Source organism: Blautia fusiformis, assembly GCF_020686995.1.
Lineage (GTDB): Bacteria > Bacillota > Clostridia > Lachnospirales > Lachnospiraceae > Blautia_A > Blautia_A fusiformis.
Genome location: NZ_JAJEPT010000010.1, coordinates 80,817 through 95,589 on the forward strand (window position 1 = coordinate 80,817; position 14,773 = coordinate 95,589).

At 46.4% G+C, this 14,773-nt stretch carries 15 protein-coding genes and 1 riboswitch; of the genes, 14 read left to right on the forward strand and 1 reads right to left on the reverse strand.

Annotated elements, in window-relative coordinates; genetic code table 11:
- The first annotated feature begins 249 nt into the window (after positions 1 to 249).
- On the forward strand, positions 250 to 1,710 hold the full coding sequence (locus tag LKD46_RS09985) for a C40 family peptidase (RefSeq protein ID WP_118368610.1): 1,461 nt from the start codon (positions 250 to 252) through the stop codon (positions 1,708 to 1,710).
- A 231-nt stretch (positions 1,711 to 1,941) separates the two neighbouring features.
- Positions 1,942 to 2,111, forward strand: a riboswitch (cobalamin riboswitch).
- A gap of 267 nt (positions 2,112 to 2,378) precedes the next feature.
- Entirely contained in the window at positions 2,379 to 2,666 is a 288-nt protein-coding gene (locus LKD46_RS09990) for a cysteine-rich small domain-containing protein (protein WP_173723397.1), read from the forward strand.
- Between the two features lie 107 nt (positions 2,667 to 2,773).
- Here the strand turns inward: LKD46_RS09990 and LKD46_RS09995 are convergent, their stop codons facing one another.
- A complete protein-coding gene (locus LKD46_RS09995; RefSeq protein WP_118368609.1) occupies positions 2,774 to 3,490 on the reverse strand; it encodes a phosphatase in 717 nt (238 codons plus the stop codon).
- A gap of 353 nt (positions 3,491 to 3,843) precedes the next feature.
- Here LKD46_RS09995 and LKD46_RS10000 point away from each other — a divergent pair, with 353 nt between their 5' ends.
- The 12 genes from LKD46_RS10000 to LKD46_RS10055 all read left to right on the forward strand — a co-directional run bounded on the left by LKD46_RS10000 (position 3,844) and on the right by LKD46_RS10055 (position 14,768).
- Positions 3,844 to 6,369 carry a glycyl radical protein gene (locus LKD46_RS10000; protein WP_092070145.1) on the forward strand — a complete coding sequence of 842 codons (2,526 nt, stop codon included), beginning with the start codon at positions 3,844 to 3,846 and terminating at the stop codon, positions 6,367 to 6,369.
- 11 nt (positions 6,370 to 6,380) lie between these two features.
- On the forward strand, positions 6,381 to 7,172 hold the full coding sequence (locus LKD46_RS10005; RefSeq protein WP_118368608.1) for a glycyl-radical enzyme activating protein: 792 nt from the start codon (positions 6,381 to 6,383) through the stop codon (positions 7,170 to 7,172).
- 186 nt (positions 7,173 to 7,358) lie between these two features.
- Positions 7,359 to 8,240, forward strand: coding sequence for a class II aldolase/adducin family protein (locus LKD46_RS10010; RefSeq protein ID WP_118368607.1), 882 nt, complete (start codon positions 7,359 to 7,361; stop codon positions 8,238 to 8,240).
- A 31-nt stretch (positions 8,241 to 8,271) separates the two neighbouring features.
- Positions 8,272 to 9,660: an aldehyde dehydrogenase family protein gene (locus LKD46_RS10015; RefSeq protein WP_015525955.1), complete on the forward strand. Its 1,389-nt coding sequence runs from the start codon at positions 8,272 to 8,274 to the stop codon at positions 9,658 to 9,660.
- Positions 9,661 to 9,678: 18 nt separating this feature from the next.
- Positions 9,679 to 10,911 (forward strand): zinc-binding dehydrogenase, encoded by a 1,233-nt coding sequence (locus LKD46_RS10020; RefSeq protein WP_015525954.1) that lies wholly within the window; start codon positions 9,679 to 9,681, stop codon positions 10,909 to 10,911.
- A gap of 24 nt (positions 10,912 to 10,935) precedes the next feature.
- Complete coding sequence (locus tag LKD46_RS10025; RefSeq protein WP_015525953.1) at positions 10,936 to 11,250, forward strand: BMC domain-containing protein; 315 nt, start codon at positions 10,936 to 10,938, stop codon at positions 11,248 to 11,250.
- Between the two features lie 85 nt (positions 11,251 to 11,335).
- Positions 11,336 to 11,611 (forward strand): propanediol utilization microcompartment protein PduA, encoded by a 276-nt coding sequence (gene pduA / locus LKD46_RS10030; protein ID WP_015525952.1) that lies wholly within the window; start codon positions 11,336 to 11,338, stop codon positions 11,609 to 11,611.
- A 43-nt stretch (positions 11,612 to 11,654) separates the two neighbouring features.
- The gene (locus LKD46_RS10035) at positions 11,655 to 11,996 is read left to right on the forward strand and encodes a BMC domain-containing protein (RefSeq protein ID WP_118368606.1); all 342 of its coding nucleotides are present in this window, start codon (positions 11,655 to 11,657) and stop codon (positions 11,994 to 11,996) included.
- A 72-nt stretch (positions 11,997 to 12,068) separates the two neighbouring features.
- Positions 12,069 to 12,347: a BMC domain-containing protein gene (locus LKD46_RS10040; protein WP_005427721.1), complete on the forward strand. Its 279-nt coding sequence runs from the start codon at positions 12,069 to 12,071 to the stop codon at positions 12,345 to 12,347.
- Positions 12,348 to 12,488: 141 nt separating this feature from the next.
- A complete protein-coding gene (locus LKD46_RS10045; protein WP_408611446.1) occupies positions 12,489 to 13,100 on the forward strand; it encodes a phosphate propanoyltransferase in 612 nt (203 codons plus the stop codon).
- A 68-nt stretch (positions 13,101 to 13,168) separates the two neighbouring features.
- Positions 13,169 to 13,435: a EutN/CcmL family microcompartment protein gene (locus LKD46_RS10050; protein WP_015525950.1), complete on the forward strand. Its 267-nt coding sequence runs from the start codon at positions 13,169 to 13,171 to the stop codon at positions 13,433 to 13,435.
- Between the two features lie 4 nt (positions 13,436 to 13,439).
- Positions 13,440 to 14,768 carry a 4Fe-4S dicluster domain-containing protein gene (locus LKD46_RS10055; protein WP_021977480.1) on the forward strand — a complete coding sequence of 443 codons (1,329 nt, stop codon included), beginning with the start codon at positions 13,440 to 13,442 and terminating at the stop codon, positions 14,766 to 14,768.
- Positions 14,769 to 14,773: the final 5 nt, after the last annotated feature.

A 14,773-nucleotide genomic window follows, 5' to 3' on the forward strand; every position in this document is an offset into this window, starting at 1 on the left:
ATAGAAATAAGAAACGTGAGAGGAGAACCTGAGATAACCCGGGTTCTCCTTTTTTAATGTCAAAATCATTAATAAATGTTACAAAGTTTTAAACTAATTAATAGAAAATCCTTGCAATCCAAATAACACTGTGTTAATATATAAAAAGATTGAAACAAGATATTGCAAAAGTATTACAAAGAAAACCAACGAAGCGGATGGTCAGATCCGCTGTATTAAATTAGAATCAGATTGCGAGGGTGAACAGTCATGAAGAAAAGGATATTATGTCTGACACTGGCGCTCATCATCAGCGGAGCACAGGTAGTCAGCGTAAGCGCAACAAGAGAAGATGAGGCAGCACTTCAGCAGGAGATGGATGCGACTAACGAACAGCTGAATGCGACTTATTCCAGATTGGATGAGCTTTCCTCACAGAAGTCACAGATTGAAGGCGAGATTTCAACTCTTGATGCCAATCTTGTAAACGTGATGGTTTCGATCCAGACACTGGAGGGAGATATCTCCAATAAGGAAGCCGACATTGCATCTACACAGACCAACCTTGAGAAGGCCAAAAATGCCAAGCAGAAGCAGTATGAGGCAATGAAGAAACGTATCCAGTATCTCTATGAGAAGGGTGGAGACGATGCATGGTTCCAGATGATGCTGAATGCAGAGAACCTGTCTGACCTTCTTACAAGAGCAGAGTACACACAGAAGACTTATGAGCAGGACCGTAAGAGTCTTGAAAAATATTCCAATACGATCCAGCAGGTGGCAAACCTGGAGGCACAGTACACACAGGAGAAGGCAGAGCTGGAGGGAATGAAGCAGGAATATGAGGCAGAGTCCCAGAACCTGCAGGCACAGCTGGATGAGAAGCGTGCCACATCCGCAGATTATGATAATGAGATCGCCTACGCACAGCAGCAGGCTACAGATTATGCCAACCTTCTTGCAGAGCAGACTGCAGAGCTTCAGAGATTAGAGGCTGAGCGTATTGCAGCAGAGGAAGAGGCAAGACGTCAGGCCGAGGCTGAAGCAGCAGCGAGAGCACAGGCTGAGGCAGAAGAGGAAGCAAGACGTCAGGCAGAGCAGGAAGCACAGCAGGATGAGGCGGACGAGAGCGAAGACGTACAGCACGATGAGGACGGCGACGTGATCGAGAATGCAGATGAGGATACTGCAGAAGATGACACCGAGGATGTGGATGAAGATGCAGACAATGGTGAGAATGATGATGCGTCCGAGGATACTGAGAATACAGAGGATAATGCAGACGCAGATTACGATAACAGCACAGACGCATCTGAAGAAAGTGCAGAGGACACATCTAATGCAGAGGATACATCTTCAGACAGTGACAGTTCTTCTTACAGCAGTGGTTCCGGATCTTCTGTTGTGAATTATGCTACACAGTTTGTGGGAAATCCTTACGTATGGGGCGGAACAAGCCTTACCAATGGTGCAGACTGCTCCGGATTTGTACAGAGTGTCTATGCGAACTTCGGAGTCAGCCTTCCGAGAACCTCCTATGAGCAGCAGAATGCAGGTACAGAAGTATCCTACGCAGATGCACAGCCGGGAGATCTGATCTGCTATGGCGGACACGTGGCTATTTACATGGGTAATGGCCAGATCGTTCATGCATCGAACTCTCAGGATGGGATCAAGATCAGCAATGATGCTACATACAGAACAATTGTATCTGTAAGACGTCTTGTATAATAAGAACGTACAATAGAAAATAAAAATACAGCAGCCCGACAGCAGTTTGTCGGGCTGTTTTTGACGTCGGAAAAAATATTGAAAACCCATGGAACGGAGTGAACAGCAATAAAATATGCTCAAAAATGTATAAATATTGAAAACAGTATTGACATATAATTAACAGGATGTTATTATAATGTCAGTATAATTCCATATTGAACATAGCAAGTGCTGAGGATAGCTGACAGTTATATATTGATTATCAGAAGTCCACAGAAAAGGGAATCAGGTGTGAAACCTGAGCGATCCGGTCACTGTAACGGAGGAGCGAATCTCATAGTCCATTGTACGTATGTATGAGAAGGAGAGAGGAGCCATGATCCCGGAGCCAGGAAACCTGCTTGTTATGGCGAGGTTAAACTTCCGTGTAAAGTGTAACAACCATTTCAGGGACTCCGCACCCCTGGGACGTTGTCTACTTTTTTACGAGAGTAGGCATTTTTTTATGGAATGCGCCTGTTCATATGAATTATACATGATTAAATGGCAGGCGATACTACTCCGGATACATTCGTTCCCTCCGCGCACTCATGAACGGATTATATTTCTACCCCGGGGTGGCATCGCTACCTCTTTTTTATAGGAAAAAGTTATGTGTGGTTATGTCAGGAGAGGAGAAAAGAGCCATGGAGAAACCATACTGGGAAGGCAAAGAATACTCTTACTTCAGCCACAAAAATTGTGAGTATTTTCCGTGCCATAAAGGAGCAGATCCGGAGAACTTCAATTGTCTGTTCTGCTATTGTCCTTTATATGCACTGGGAGATAAATGTGGTGGTAATTTCCGCTTTACGGAAAGCGGGATTAAAGACTGCACCGAGTGCAAGCTTCCTCACAGAAGAGAAAATTTTGGATATGTTACAGGTAAATATAGCGAGCTTGCGGAAATTGTACGGAAGCAGCGGGAAAAATAAAAAACAGGCCAGTTCAGATACAGGAAAATGTATATTCCTGTGTTTGAACTGGCCTGTTTTGTTTGGAGTGGACAATATCTGTTATCTGTCGGAAAAGATACAGAAGATCATTCTCTGGTTTGGAGAAAAACCCTGAGTCTGGGAATCTGGTTGTTGAGGATCAGCTGTTCCGGAAACATGGCCTGATGAACAAACTCAGCAGCACAGGTAAAATCTCCGATATGCTCCGGGCCATGGCTGTCACTGGAAAGAAGCAGCGGCAGATCATATTTGCGGCAGCATCGAAGGATCTCGAAACAGTTTTCTCTTGTGTCGCCACGATAGCCATAAGGTGCAAGAGAAGCTTCGTTGATCTCAAAGATCGTGCCGGTTTCTCTGGCAGCCCTTGCAAGCGCATCATAATTAACCGGGTAATGAGTGTTATCACTATGTCCGAGGATCTTTACACAGGGGTTTTTCATTACATTGATAAAAGCTTCTGTGTTTTCGGCTCTGGTACCGCAGCGGTAATTCCAGGCATGCATGCTGGCAATGGCGTAATCAAGTTTACATAATAATTCCTGATCTAAATCTACCGTTCCGTTGCGGTCAAGGATATTCAGTTCAATTCCGTAGAGTAATTCTACACCGAAATGTTTTTTGGGAGAATAGGTAAGGCTGCGGAAATAGGAGGAAGTTCCGGCTGCCAGAGTGCCGGGACCGTGATCAGTGATCCCGAGAAGCCGGAGACCTTTCTCGGCAGCTGCGCGTGCCATGTTTGTGATGGTACATTCCGTGCCGTGACCACTGGCGATGGAGTGGGTATGCATATCAGAAAGATACATAAAAATACACCTCTTTTACTGTTTGAGAACATGTGACAGAGCGGAATACGAATGTCCGCTTTGCATAAATTTTTCTGAAAAACAAAGGAATTCCTATATAAATTCAAGTATGGCAGAGCAGAAAAACAAAGTCAATAGAGAAAAACATAAAAATACAAAAAACAAATAAAATCAACAGGGCACAACCGATAAAACCCACAAAAACAGCTAGAAACACATGTTGGATTTCGTTGACATCGCAGTAGGGGTAAGGTATAATAAAACTACATGAGCACATAGCCGGACAGGAGCGGTTCTGGAAGCGTAGAGGCAGACAGATCACCAGAAACAACCGGTTATGAGAAAGGAGAATCATGGAGAAATTTCATATAGCAGATGTTCCGAAAACAGACAGGATCACACATCTTGTAGATAATCTTTATGCAAAGATGCCGGTGATCGAATCTGCCAGAGCAAAACTGATCACAGAGTCTTACAAAGCAACAGAAGACGAGCCGATCATCACCCGCAGAGCCAAGGCATTTGCCCACATCCTGCACAACATTCCGATCATCATCCGTGATGAGGAGCTGATCGTCGGAAGCAGCACTTTGGCGCCGAGAGGATGTCAGACGTTTCCGGAGTATTCTTTCCAGTGGCTGGAAGATGAGCTGGATACAGTGGCTACCAGAACAGCCGATCCATTTTATATTGCGGAGGAAACCAAGGCGGAGCTCCGTGAGGTACATAAATACTGGAAAGGCAAGACTACCAGTGAGCTTGCAACCTCCTATATGGCACCGGAAGCGATTCTTGCCATTGACCACAATATTTTTACACCCGGAAACTATTTCTACAATGGTGTAGGACACGTAACCGTTAAATATGAAGAAGTTCTGGCGATCGGCTATGAAGGGATCATTGCCAAAGCTCAGAAGGAACTGGATGAGTGTAATGTAGGAGATGGTGATTACGCAAAGAAATCCCGTTTCCTGGAAGCAGTTATCATGAGCTGTCAGGCAGTTATCGACTATGCACATCGCTATGCCGAGCTCGCAGAGCAGATGGCATATCAGTGTCAGGATCCGACCAGAAAACAGGAACTCCTTCAGATCGCATCCAATTGTACACGCGTACCGGCGAAGGGCGCCCGTAACTTCTATGAGGCGTGCCAGTCCTTCTGGTTTGTACAGCAGCTGATCCAGATGGAAAGCAGCGGACATTCTATTTCTCCGGGACGTTTTGACCAGTATATGTATCCGTATTACAAGAGTGATATGGAAGCAGGCAATCTTACCAGAGAATTTGCCCAGGAACTGATGGACTGCATATGGGTAAAATTAAACGACCTGAATAAATGCCGTGATGCTGCATCTGCAGAAGGCTTTGCAGGCTACAGCCTTTTCCAGAACCTGATCGCAGGTGGTCAGAACAAGGATGGCGAGGATGTGACCAATGATCTCTCCTTTATGTGCATCCAGGCGTCTATGCATGTGCACCTTCCGGCACCGTCTCTTTCTGTAAGAGTATGGAACGGATCACCACATGAATTCCTGATCAAGGCTGCAGAGCTTACAAGAACAGGAATCGGACTTCCGGCTTATTACAATGATGAGGTTATCATTCCTGCACTGCAGAACCGCGGCCTTTCTCTTGCAGATGCCAGAGAATATAACATCATCGGCTGTGTAGAACCGCAGAAGGCAGGTAAGACAGAGGGCTGGCATGACGCTGCATTCTTTAACATGTGCCGTCCGCTGGAGATGGTTTTCTCTAATGGTATGGACAAAGGGGTACAGATCAGTGTCCAGACCGGCGATGTTACAGAGATGAAGAGCTTCGATGAGTTCTATGATGCATATAAGAAACAGATGGAATATTTCATTTCCCTGCTTGTAAATGCTGATAATGCCATTGATGTGGCACATGCGGAGAGATGTCCGCTTCCATTCCTTTCCTGTATGGTGGATGACTGCCTGAAACGAGGCAAATCCGTTCAGGAAGGCGGAGCTGTTTATAACTTTACAGGTCCTCAGGGATTTGGTATTGCAAACATGGCAGATTCTCTGTATGCGATCCGCAAACTTGTATATGAAGAAAAGAAGATGACCATGGAAGAGCTGAAGGAGGCTCTGGCATGGAACTACGGCAAGGGTATCGATGCACAGTCTGCAGCAGATATCACCACCATTGTTATGCAGAAGCTTCAGGAGAATGGCATCCGCGTAAATGAGCAGACCGCAACAGCTGTTATGACAGCAGCTCTCGGAACAGAGCCATCTCCGGAGAAGAAAGCAAGATTCGAAGAGATCCACAAGATGATCGAGGAGGTTCCGAAGTTTGGAAACGATATCCCGGATGTGGATTATTTTGCAAGAGATGTGGCTTATACTTACACCAAGCCGCTTCAGAAATATATGAACCCGAGAGGCGGACATTATCAGGCAGGACTTTATCCTGTATCTGCAAACGTTCCTCTTGGCGGACAGACCGGTGCAACACCGGATGGCCGTTACGCACATACTCCGGTAGCAGATGGTGTTTCCCCGTCAGCCGGCAAGGATGTGAAGGGACCGACAGCTGCGGCAACTTCTGTATCCCGCCTGGATCATTTTATCGTATCCAACGGAACGCTGTTCAATCAGAAATTCCATCCGTCAGCACTTGCAGGAAGAGAAGGACTGGAGAAATTCGTAGCACTGATCCGCGGATACTTTGATCAGAAGGGTATGCATATGCAGTTTAACGTTGTTGACAGAGAAACACTTCTGGATGCACAGAAGCATCCGGAGAAGTACAAACATCTGGTTGTACGTGTTGCAGGCTACAGCGCATTGTTCACTACACTTTCCAGATCTCTGCAGGACGATATCATCAGACGTACTGAGCAGGGCTTCTAAAGGAGTAACGAATGGACTATTTGGATACAAAGGGCAGGATCTTTGATATTCAGAAATATTCAGTACACGATGGACCGGGTATCCGTACCATCGTGTTCCTGAAGGGCTGCGTTCTTCGCTGCCGCTGGTGCTGTAATCCGGAATCACAGGAATACCGGATTCAGAACATGAAGGTTCTGGGAGAAGATAAAGTGATCGGCCGCGACGTGACAGTTCGTGAGATGATCGAAGAGGTGGAAAAAGACCGTGCCTATTATTATCGTTCCGGAGGCGGGATCACCCTTTCCGGAGGGGAATGTATGTGTCAGGCGGACTTTTCCAGAGATCTTCTTCGCGCGGCAAAGGAGAGAGGAATCAACACAGCGGTAGAAAGTATGGCCTGTGCCCCATGGGAAAAGATCGAACAGGTACTTCCCTATCTGGATGTATATCTGATGGATATCAAGCATATGAATCAGGAAAAACACAAAGAATTCACAGGACGGGCCAACGGACTGATGCTGGAGAATGCAAGAAGGGTTGCGCTCTACGGAAAAACCAGACTGGTGATCCGCGTTCCGGTGATCCCCACATTTAATGATTCTGTGGAAGAAATCCAGGCGATCGCAAGATTTGCAGCATCCCTTCCGGGCGTAAACAAGATCCATCTTCTTCCGTACCACAGACTGGGGCAGGATAAATATGAAGGACTTGGCAGACCCTATTTAATGGAAGGAATCCTTCCGCCTACAGCAGAACATATGCAGATGTTAAAGAATGCAGTGCATGCGGTATGCAGCCTGGACTGCCAGATCGGCGGCTGAGAGATACAGGATTACAGAAAAAAGATCCTTTACAAACAGAAAATATAAAAAACAATAAAAACAACACAAAATACAACAAGAAACCAACATAAAACAACGGATTGTCCTTGACTTATTTTGTGGTATGGGGTAAAATGTTCTCAGAAACAAAATAGTGCAATCCAATGCTCAAGGAGGAAATTAAGCATGGTAAACGAGTTTGAAATCAAAAAACAGCTTTGTGACATCGGTAAGAGAATTTACAACCGTAACATGGTTGCAGCTAACGACGGAAACTTTTCTGTTAAAGTAGCTGAGAATGAATATCTTTGCACACCAACAGGTGTATCTAAAGGATTCATGACACCAGAGTTCATCTGTAAAGTAGATGGTAAAGGTAATGTAATCCAGGCTAACCCGGGATTCAAACCATCATCTGAGATCAAGATGCACATGAGAGTATATGAGAAGAGACCGGACGTAGGATCTGTTGTACATGCTCATCCGATCTATGCAACATCTTTCGCAATCGCAGGTATTCCGCTTACACAGCCGATCATGCCGGAGGCAGTTATCGCTCTGGGATGTGTTCCGATCGCTGAGTATGGTACACCTTCCACAATGGAGATTCCGGACAACCTTGAGAAATACCTTCCATACTTTGATGCAGTACTTCTTGAGAACCACGGAGCACTTACATGGAGCACAGACCTTAACGCTGCATACATGAAGATGGAGTCTGTAGAGTTCTACGCACAGCTTCTGTATCAGACCAAGCTCCTTGGCGGACCGAAGGAATTCGACAAAGAGAACATCGAGAAGCTCTATGCGATCCGTCGTAAATTCGGTATGCCTGGAAAACATCCGGCAAGCCTCTGCCTGAACAAAGACGGCAAGAACTGCCACAACTGCGGCGGTGCATGCCACAGCGAGGACTACAAACAGTTCCCAGGATATCAGTATGATTTCGTTGGAAAAGACTGTGATTGTGATAAAGATGCAGCTCCTGCAGCAGATGCAGCAAAGAATGATGCAGAGCTTGTTGCTCAGATCACAAAACAGGTTATGGCTCAGCTTGGCCTGAAATAAATTTTTGACGGAATATTAAGGAGGACATCTCATGCCAATAAGTGAGAATATGGTACAGGAAATTGTACAGGAAGTTATGGCAAAAATGCAGATCGCAGATGCTCCGGCCGGAAAACATGGCGTTTTCAAGGATATGAATGATGCTATCGAAGCAGCCAAGAAGGCTCAGTTGGTAGTTAAGACAATGTCTATGGACCAGAGAGAAAAGATCATCACCTGCATCCGCAAGAAGATCAAAGAAAATGCGGAAGTACTGGCACGTATGGGTGTTGAGGAAACTGGTATGGGTAATGTAGGAGATAAGATCCTGAAGCATCACCTGGTAGCAGACAAGACACCTGGAACAGAAGACATTACAACAACTGCATGGTCCGGAGACAGAGGACTGACTCTGATCGAGATGGGACCGTTTGGTGTTATCGGCGCGATCACACCATGTACTAACCCGAGTGAAACAGTTCTCTGCAACACAATGGGTATGCTGGCAGGCGGAAATACAGTAGTATTCAACCCACATCCGGCAGCAGTTAAAACTTCTATTTACGCAATCAATCTTTTAAATGAGGCTTCCCTGGAATCAGGCGGCCCGGATAATATCGCTGTCACAGTTGAGAAACCAACACTTGAGACCAGCAATATTATGATGAAACATAAAGATATCCATCTGATCGCAGCAACAGGCGGCCCTGGTGTTGTAACAGCAGTTCTTTCCTCCGGTAAGAGAGGAATCGGTGCAGGAGCAGGTAACCCACCGGCACTGGTTGATGATACTGCTGATATCCGTAAGGCAGCTCAGGATATCGTAAACGGATGTACATTCGATAACAATCTTCCATGTATCGCTGAGAAGGAAGTTGTTGCAGTATCTTCCGTAGTTGATGAGTTAATGCACTACATGATCACAGAGAATGACTGCTATCTTGCATCCAAGGAAGAGCAGGACAAACTTGTTGAGACTGTACTTGCAGGTGGCAAGCTGAACCGTAAATGTGTAGGACGTGACGCGAAGACACTTCTTTCCATGATCGGAGTTCAGGCACCGGCAAATACCCGCTGCATTATCTTCGAAGGACCGAAGGAACATCCGCTCATCACAACAGAGCTTATGATGCCAATCCTCGGAATCGTAAGAGCTAAGGATTTTGACGATGCTGTAGAGCAGGCTGTATGGCTTGAGCATGGCAACCGTCATTCCGCACATATTCATTCCAAGAATATTGATAACATTACAAAATATGCGAAAGCAATTGATACCGCAATCCTTGTAAAGAACGGCCCGTCCTATTCCGCACTTGGATTTGGCGGAGAAGGTTTCTGTACATTCACCATTGCAAGCCGTACCGGTGAGGGACTTACAAGCGCAAGCACATTCACAAAGAGAAGACGCTGCGTAATGACAGACAGCCTTTGCATTCGTTAATCAGGAGGAACAGAAACAATGGATATGAACAATGTAAATATCGAAGAAATCGTTAAACAGGTTCTCTCCGGCATGACAGGAAACGCTCCTGCAGCAGCTGCTGCAACAAGCGCTCCGGCTGCTCCGGCAGGAAACACAATTCCGAAAAAAGCAAGAGTAGCAATGATGACAGAGAAGAAACATTTTGAGCTTCAGGAGTATGATCTTCCAGAAGTTGGTGACGACGACATCCTCGTTAAAGTTGAGGGCTGCGGCGTCTGCGGAACAGATGCTCATGAGTACAAAAATGACCCGTTTGGTCTTATCCCAGTAGTTCTCGGACATGAGGGAACCGGTGAGATCGTAAAAATGGGTAAAAACGTTAAAGTTGATACAGCTGGTAAACCGGTTAAAGTCGGCGACAAGATCGTTACCTGTATGATCTTCAAAGATGATCCGGAAATCACAATGTTCGACCTTAACAAGAAGAACGTAGGCGGCGCTGACGTATATGGACTTCTTCCGGATGACGACGTTAAATTCAACGGCTGGTTCGCTGATTACATCTTCATCAGAGGCGGAAAATTCGGTTCTACATTCTTTAATGTAAGTGACCTGGATCTTGATTCCCGTATCCTCATCGAGCCATGTGCAGTACTTGTACATGCTGTAGAGAGAGCAAAAACAACAGGAATCCTGAAATTCAACAGCAGAGTTGTTGTTCAGGGTTGCGGACCGATCGGTCTTATCTGCATCGCAGTTCTCCATACAATGGGCGTTCATAATATCTGTGCAGTAGACGGAAATGAGAAACGTCTTGAGTTTGCCAAGAGAATGGGAGCAAACACAACCGTTAACTTCATGAACTTCAAGGGCATTGAGGCACTTACTGAGGCTGTTAAAGAGGCTCAGGGCGGACATCTTGCAGATTTCGCTTTCCAGTGTACTGGAAATCCTCATGCACACTCCAACATCTACAAATTTATCCGCAACGGCGGCGGTCTTTGCGAGCTTGGTTTCTTCATCAACGGTGGAGACGCTACCATCAACCCGCACTTCGACCTCTGCTCCAAAGAGATCAACCTTGTTGGTTCCTGGGTATACAACCTCAGAGACTATGCAACAACATTTGATTTCCTTAAGAGAGCAAAAGCAATCGGACTTCCAATGTCTGAGCTGATCACACACAAGTTCCCGCTTGAGGAGATCAACGAGGCACTTGAGACAAACCTGGCAATGACAGGTCTTAAGATCGCGATTGTTAACAAATAACCTTAACGGGAAAGGAGAAGCAACATGGCAGAAGCTGTAGGAATTCTGGAGGTCTTCGGACTTGCGACAGCCTTTGTGGCAGCTGACGCCGGGTGCAAGGCTGCAAATGTCCACCTGGAGGTATTCGATAAGAATAAACCGGCGAATGCGGACAGCCTGCCAGTACCGCTTCTTGTCTGCATCAAGTACCGCGGAAGCGTGTCAGATGTCACGGCAGCGGTAGAAGCCGGCATGAAAGTCGCAGAGAGCATGACAGGCGTGGTACAGCATTACATAATCCCCAACCCGGAACCAGGTACACAGAAAATGCTGAAAATCAGCGCCCTGGATAAAGATTGAGAGGATTCCGAAGTTCACTTTACAAAAGTGGCGGAATCATATATGATAAAAATGTAACGAAGATAAGATTCAGGAGGATAGAATCATGGCACAGGAAGCATTAGGAATGGTTGAGACAAGAGGCCTCACAGCTGCGATCGAGGCAGCAGATGCAATGACAAAAGCAGCAGAGGTTGCTCTGGTAGGAACAGAGAAGATCGGTTCCGGTCTTGTAACTGTTATGGTTCGTGGAGACGTAGGCGCTGTAAAAGCAGCAGTAGAGAGCGGAAGCGCAGCAGCATCCAGACTTGGAGAGCTCGTAGCTACACACGTAATCCCGAGACCTCATACAGACGTAGAGAAAATCCTTCCAAAGCTCTGATTCAGGCTTTGAGAGGAATAGAAATTAGTTAAGGAGTTCGCTCATGGGAAAATCATATGGATTTATAGAAATCACTGGTGTAGTTGCGGCGATCAATGCCCTGGACATCATGTGCAAAACGGCAGACGTTGAGCTGGCGTCATGGGAGCGTAAGCTGGGCGGACGACTGGTGACCCTGATCGTACAAGGCGATGTATCAGCAGTTACAGCAGCTGTCAATGCAGCAGTGGAGCAGGCAATCAAAAAACCTGCCAGCTATGCGGTAATTGCCAATCCTCACGAGGAAATCGTCAAACTGGTTGAGCTGAGTGCAAGCCGATGGAAAAAGAGACAGCAGGAAAATCCGGAAGAAGCACTGGAAAGCAAAAACAGCAGCAAAAAATAAGCTGTTGCACCAAAATAGTCAGAAGTAAACAGAACAAATAAAGCATTTATAATCCACAAGGAGGATATGATCATGACACAGGAAGCATTAGGAATGGTTGAGACAAGAGGACTTACAGCAGCTATCGAGGCAGCTGACCAGATGTGTAAAGCAGCTAACGTTGCTCTGGTAGGAACAGAGAAGATCGGTTCCGGTCTTGTAACAGTTATGGTTCGTGGAGATGTAGGAGCAGTTAAATCTGCAGTAGAGAGCGGAAGCGCAGCAGCATCCAGACTTGGAGAGCTTGTAGCTACACACGTAATTCCGAGACCTCATACAGACGTAGAGAAAATCCTTCCGGTTCTTAAATAATCTAACTGATCAGTTCCAAGACGCACCGGCCTGAGGGCCATTAAGGCTTCCGGCCGGTGTGTTTTGAGTTAAGTTCAGTCATGAAACCGAAAGAAAGCAGGTGTACTCTTGGAAACGAATAATATTGAAATGATCACAAAAATGGTGATCGATGCGATCAACAAAAACGAAGACAAGGGCAATGGTTTCGTTGTTCCTATCGGAGTTTCCGCAAGACATATTCACCTGACACAGGAGCATGTGGAGGCGCTGTTCGGAGAAGGCTATCAGCTCACAAAGAAAAAGGATCTGATGGGCGGACAGTTTGCATCCAACGAAACAGTTACCATTGTGGGACTGAAGCTCCGTGCGATCGAGAATGTAAGGATCCTCGGACCTGTCCGCAGTAAATCACAGGTTGAGGTTTCCGCAACAGATGCGATCAAGCTGGGAATGAAGGTTCCGGTACGTATGTCCGGTGATCTTGCAGGAAGTGCACCGATCGCCGTCGTCGGACCGAAAGGTGCCATTTATCTGAAAGAGGGATGTATTGTGGCTATGCGTCACATTCACATGGCTCCGAAGGATGCCCAGGCTGCGGGTGTACATGATGGTGATGTTGTTTCCGTCAAAGCTGACAATGAGCGCGGAACGATCTTTAATCAGGTTAAGATCCGTGTTGATGACAGCTTTACACTGGAAATGCATATTGATACAGATGAAGCAAATGCAGCAAGAATTGCCACAGGCAATACAGTTACCATAATCAAATAATATTCCTCCTTCGGGGATGCCGTTTCCGGCATCCCCAGCAGAGGATATAGAGAAAAACGGAGGCTCATATGATTGTAGGCAAAGTAGTTGGAAGTATTGTTTCCACACGAAAAAGTGAAAAACTGATAGGAAATAAGTTCATGATCGTGGAGCCGGTGCATCATATGAAGGCCGAGCACAGCCAGATTGTTGCCATCGATATCATCGGTGCGGGAATCGGCGAATATGTATTGGTGGCACAAGGAAGCGCAGCAAGAATTGGCTGCGGCGTAGAAACAGCACCGGTAGATGCCGCCATCGTCGGTATCGTAGACGACGGTGCAGGATTGGAGTAACGCCATGGATATCAAAGAATTACAGAAAATTATGCAGGAGAATGGTGTTGTCGGAGCAGGTGGAGCAGGTTTCCCTACATACATGAAACTGACAGACAAAGCGGATACCATTCTTATGAACTGTGCAGAGTGCGAACCATTACTGAAACTTCACAGACAGTTGTTGGAGAAGCACGCATACGAGATCATGAAAACATTCGATATGGTTGCGGAGACGGTAGGAGCTTCACAGGCCATTATCGGAATCAAAAAGTCTTATGTACAGACGATCAATGCTTTAAATCAGCATATTGAAGAATTCCCGAGGGTTAAGATCCATCTTCTGGATGAGGTTTATCCGATGGGTGATGAGGTTGTTCTTATTTATGAGGCAACCGGACGTGTGGTACGGCCAGGAGGACTGCCAATCGAGCAGGGAGTAGCCGTATTCAATGTAGAGACACTCTACAATGTATACCGCGCGGTAGAAGAACACAAACCGGTTACAAGCAAATATGTTTCCGTTGTTGCAGAAGTTGAGAATCCTGTTACAGTGAAAGTTCCACTGGGATGCACACTGGAAGAGGTTGTTGCCCAGGCAGGCGGAACAACTGTGAAAGATCCTGTATATTTCGTAGGCGGCCCGATGATGGGACGTATCGGAAACGGTTCTGATCCGGTTACAAAAACAACGAACGCAATCCTGGTTCTTCCAAAGGACCATGTTATTGTCATGAAGAAGCAGCGGACTTCTTCTATAGATCTGAAGAGAGCAGCATCCATCTGCTGCCACTGCCATACATGTACAGATCTTTGCCCGAGACACAATCTGGGACACCCGATCGATCCGGCAATGTTCATGATGGCAGCATCCAATCAGGATTTCAGAAATGTGAATCCTTATATCAATTCTGCATTCTGCAGCTCCTGTGGCGTCTGCGAGATGTATGCGTGTCCGCAGAGCCTGGCTCCGAGAACACTGCTTGCAGATATGAAGGGCGGACTTCGTAAGGCCGGAATCAGACCACCTCAGGGTGTTCAGCCGAAGCCGGTTCAGGAGTCCAGAGAATACCGCAAGGTTCCTGAGGAGCGTCTGATGGCACGTCTGGGACTTACCAGATATGACAAGGATGCACCGCTTCAGGAAGAACTTGTAAACGTATCGAAGGTAAAGGTTCTCTTAAGCCAGCATATCGGTGCACCGGCACAGGCAATCGTAAATGTAGGCGATATGGTAACAGAAGGCCAGATGATCGCACAGCCTGCACAAGGATTAAGTGTCGGAATCCATGCAACCATCAGCGGTAAGGTTACAGAAGTGACAGACCGCCATGTTGTAATTGCAAGAAATTAGAAAGG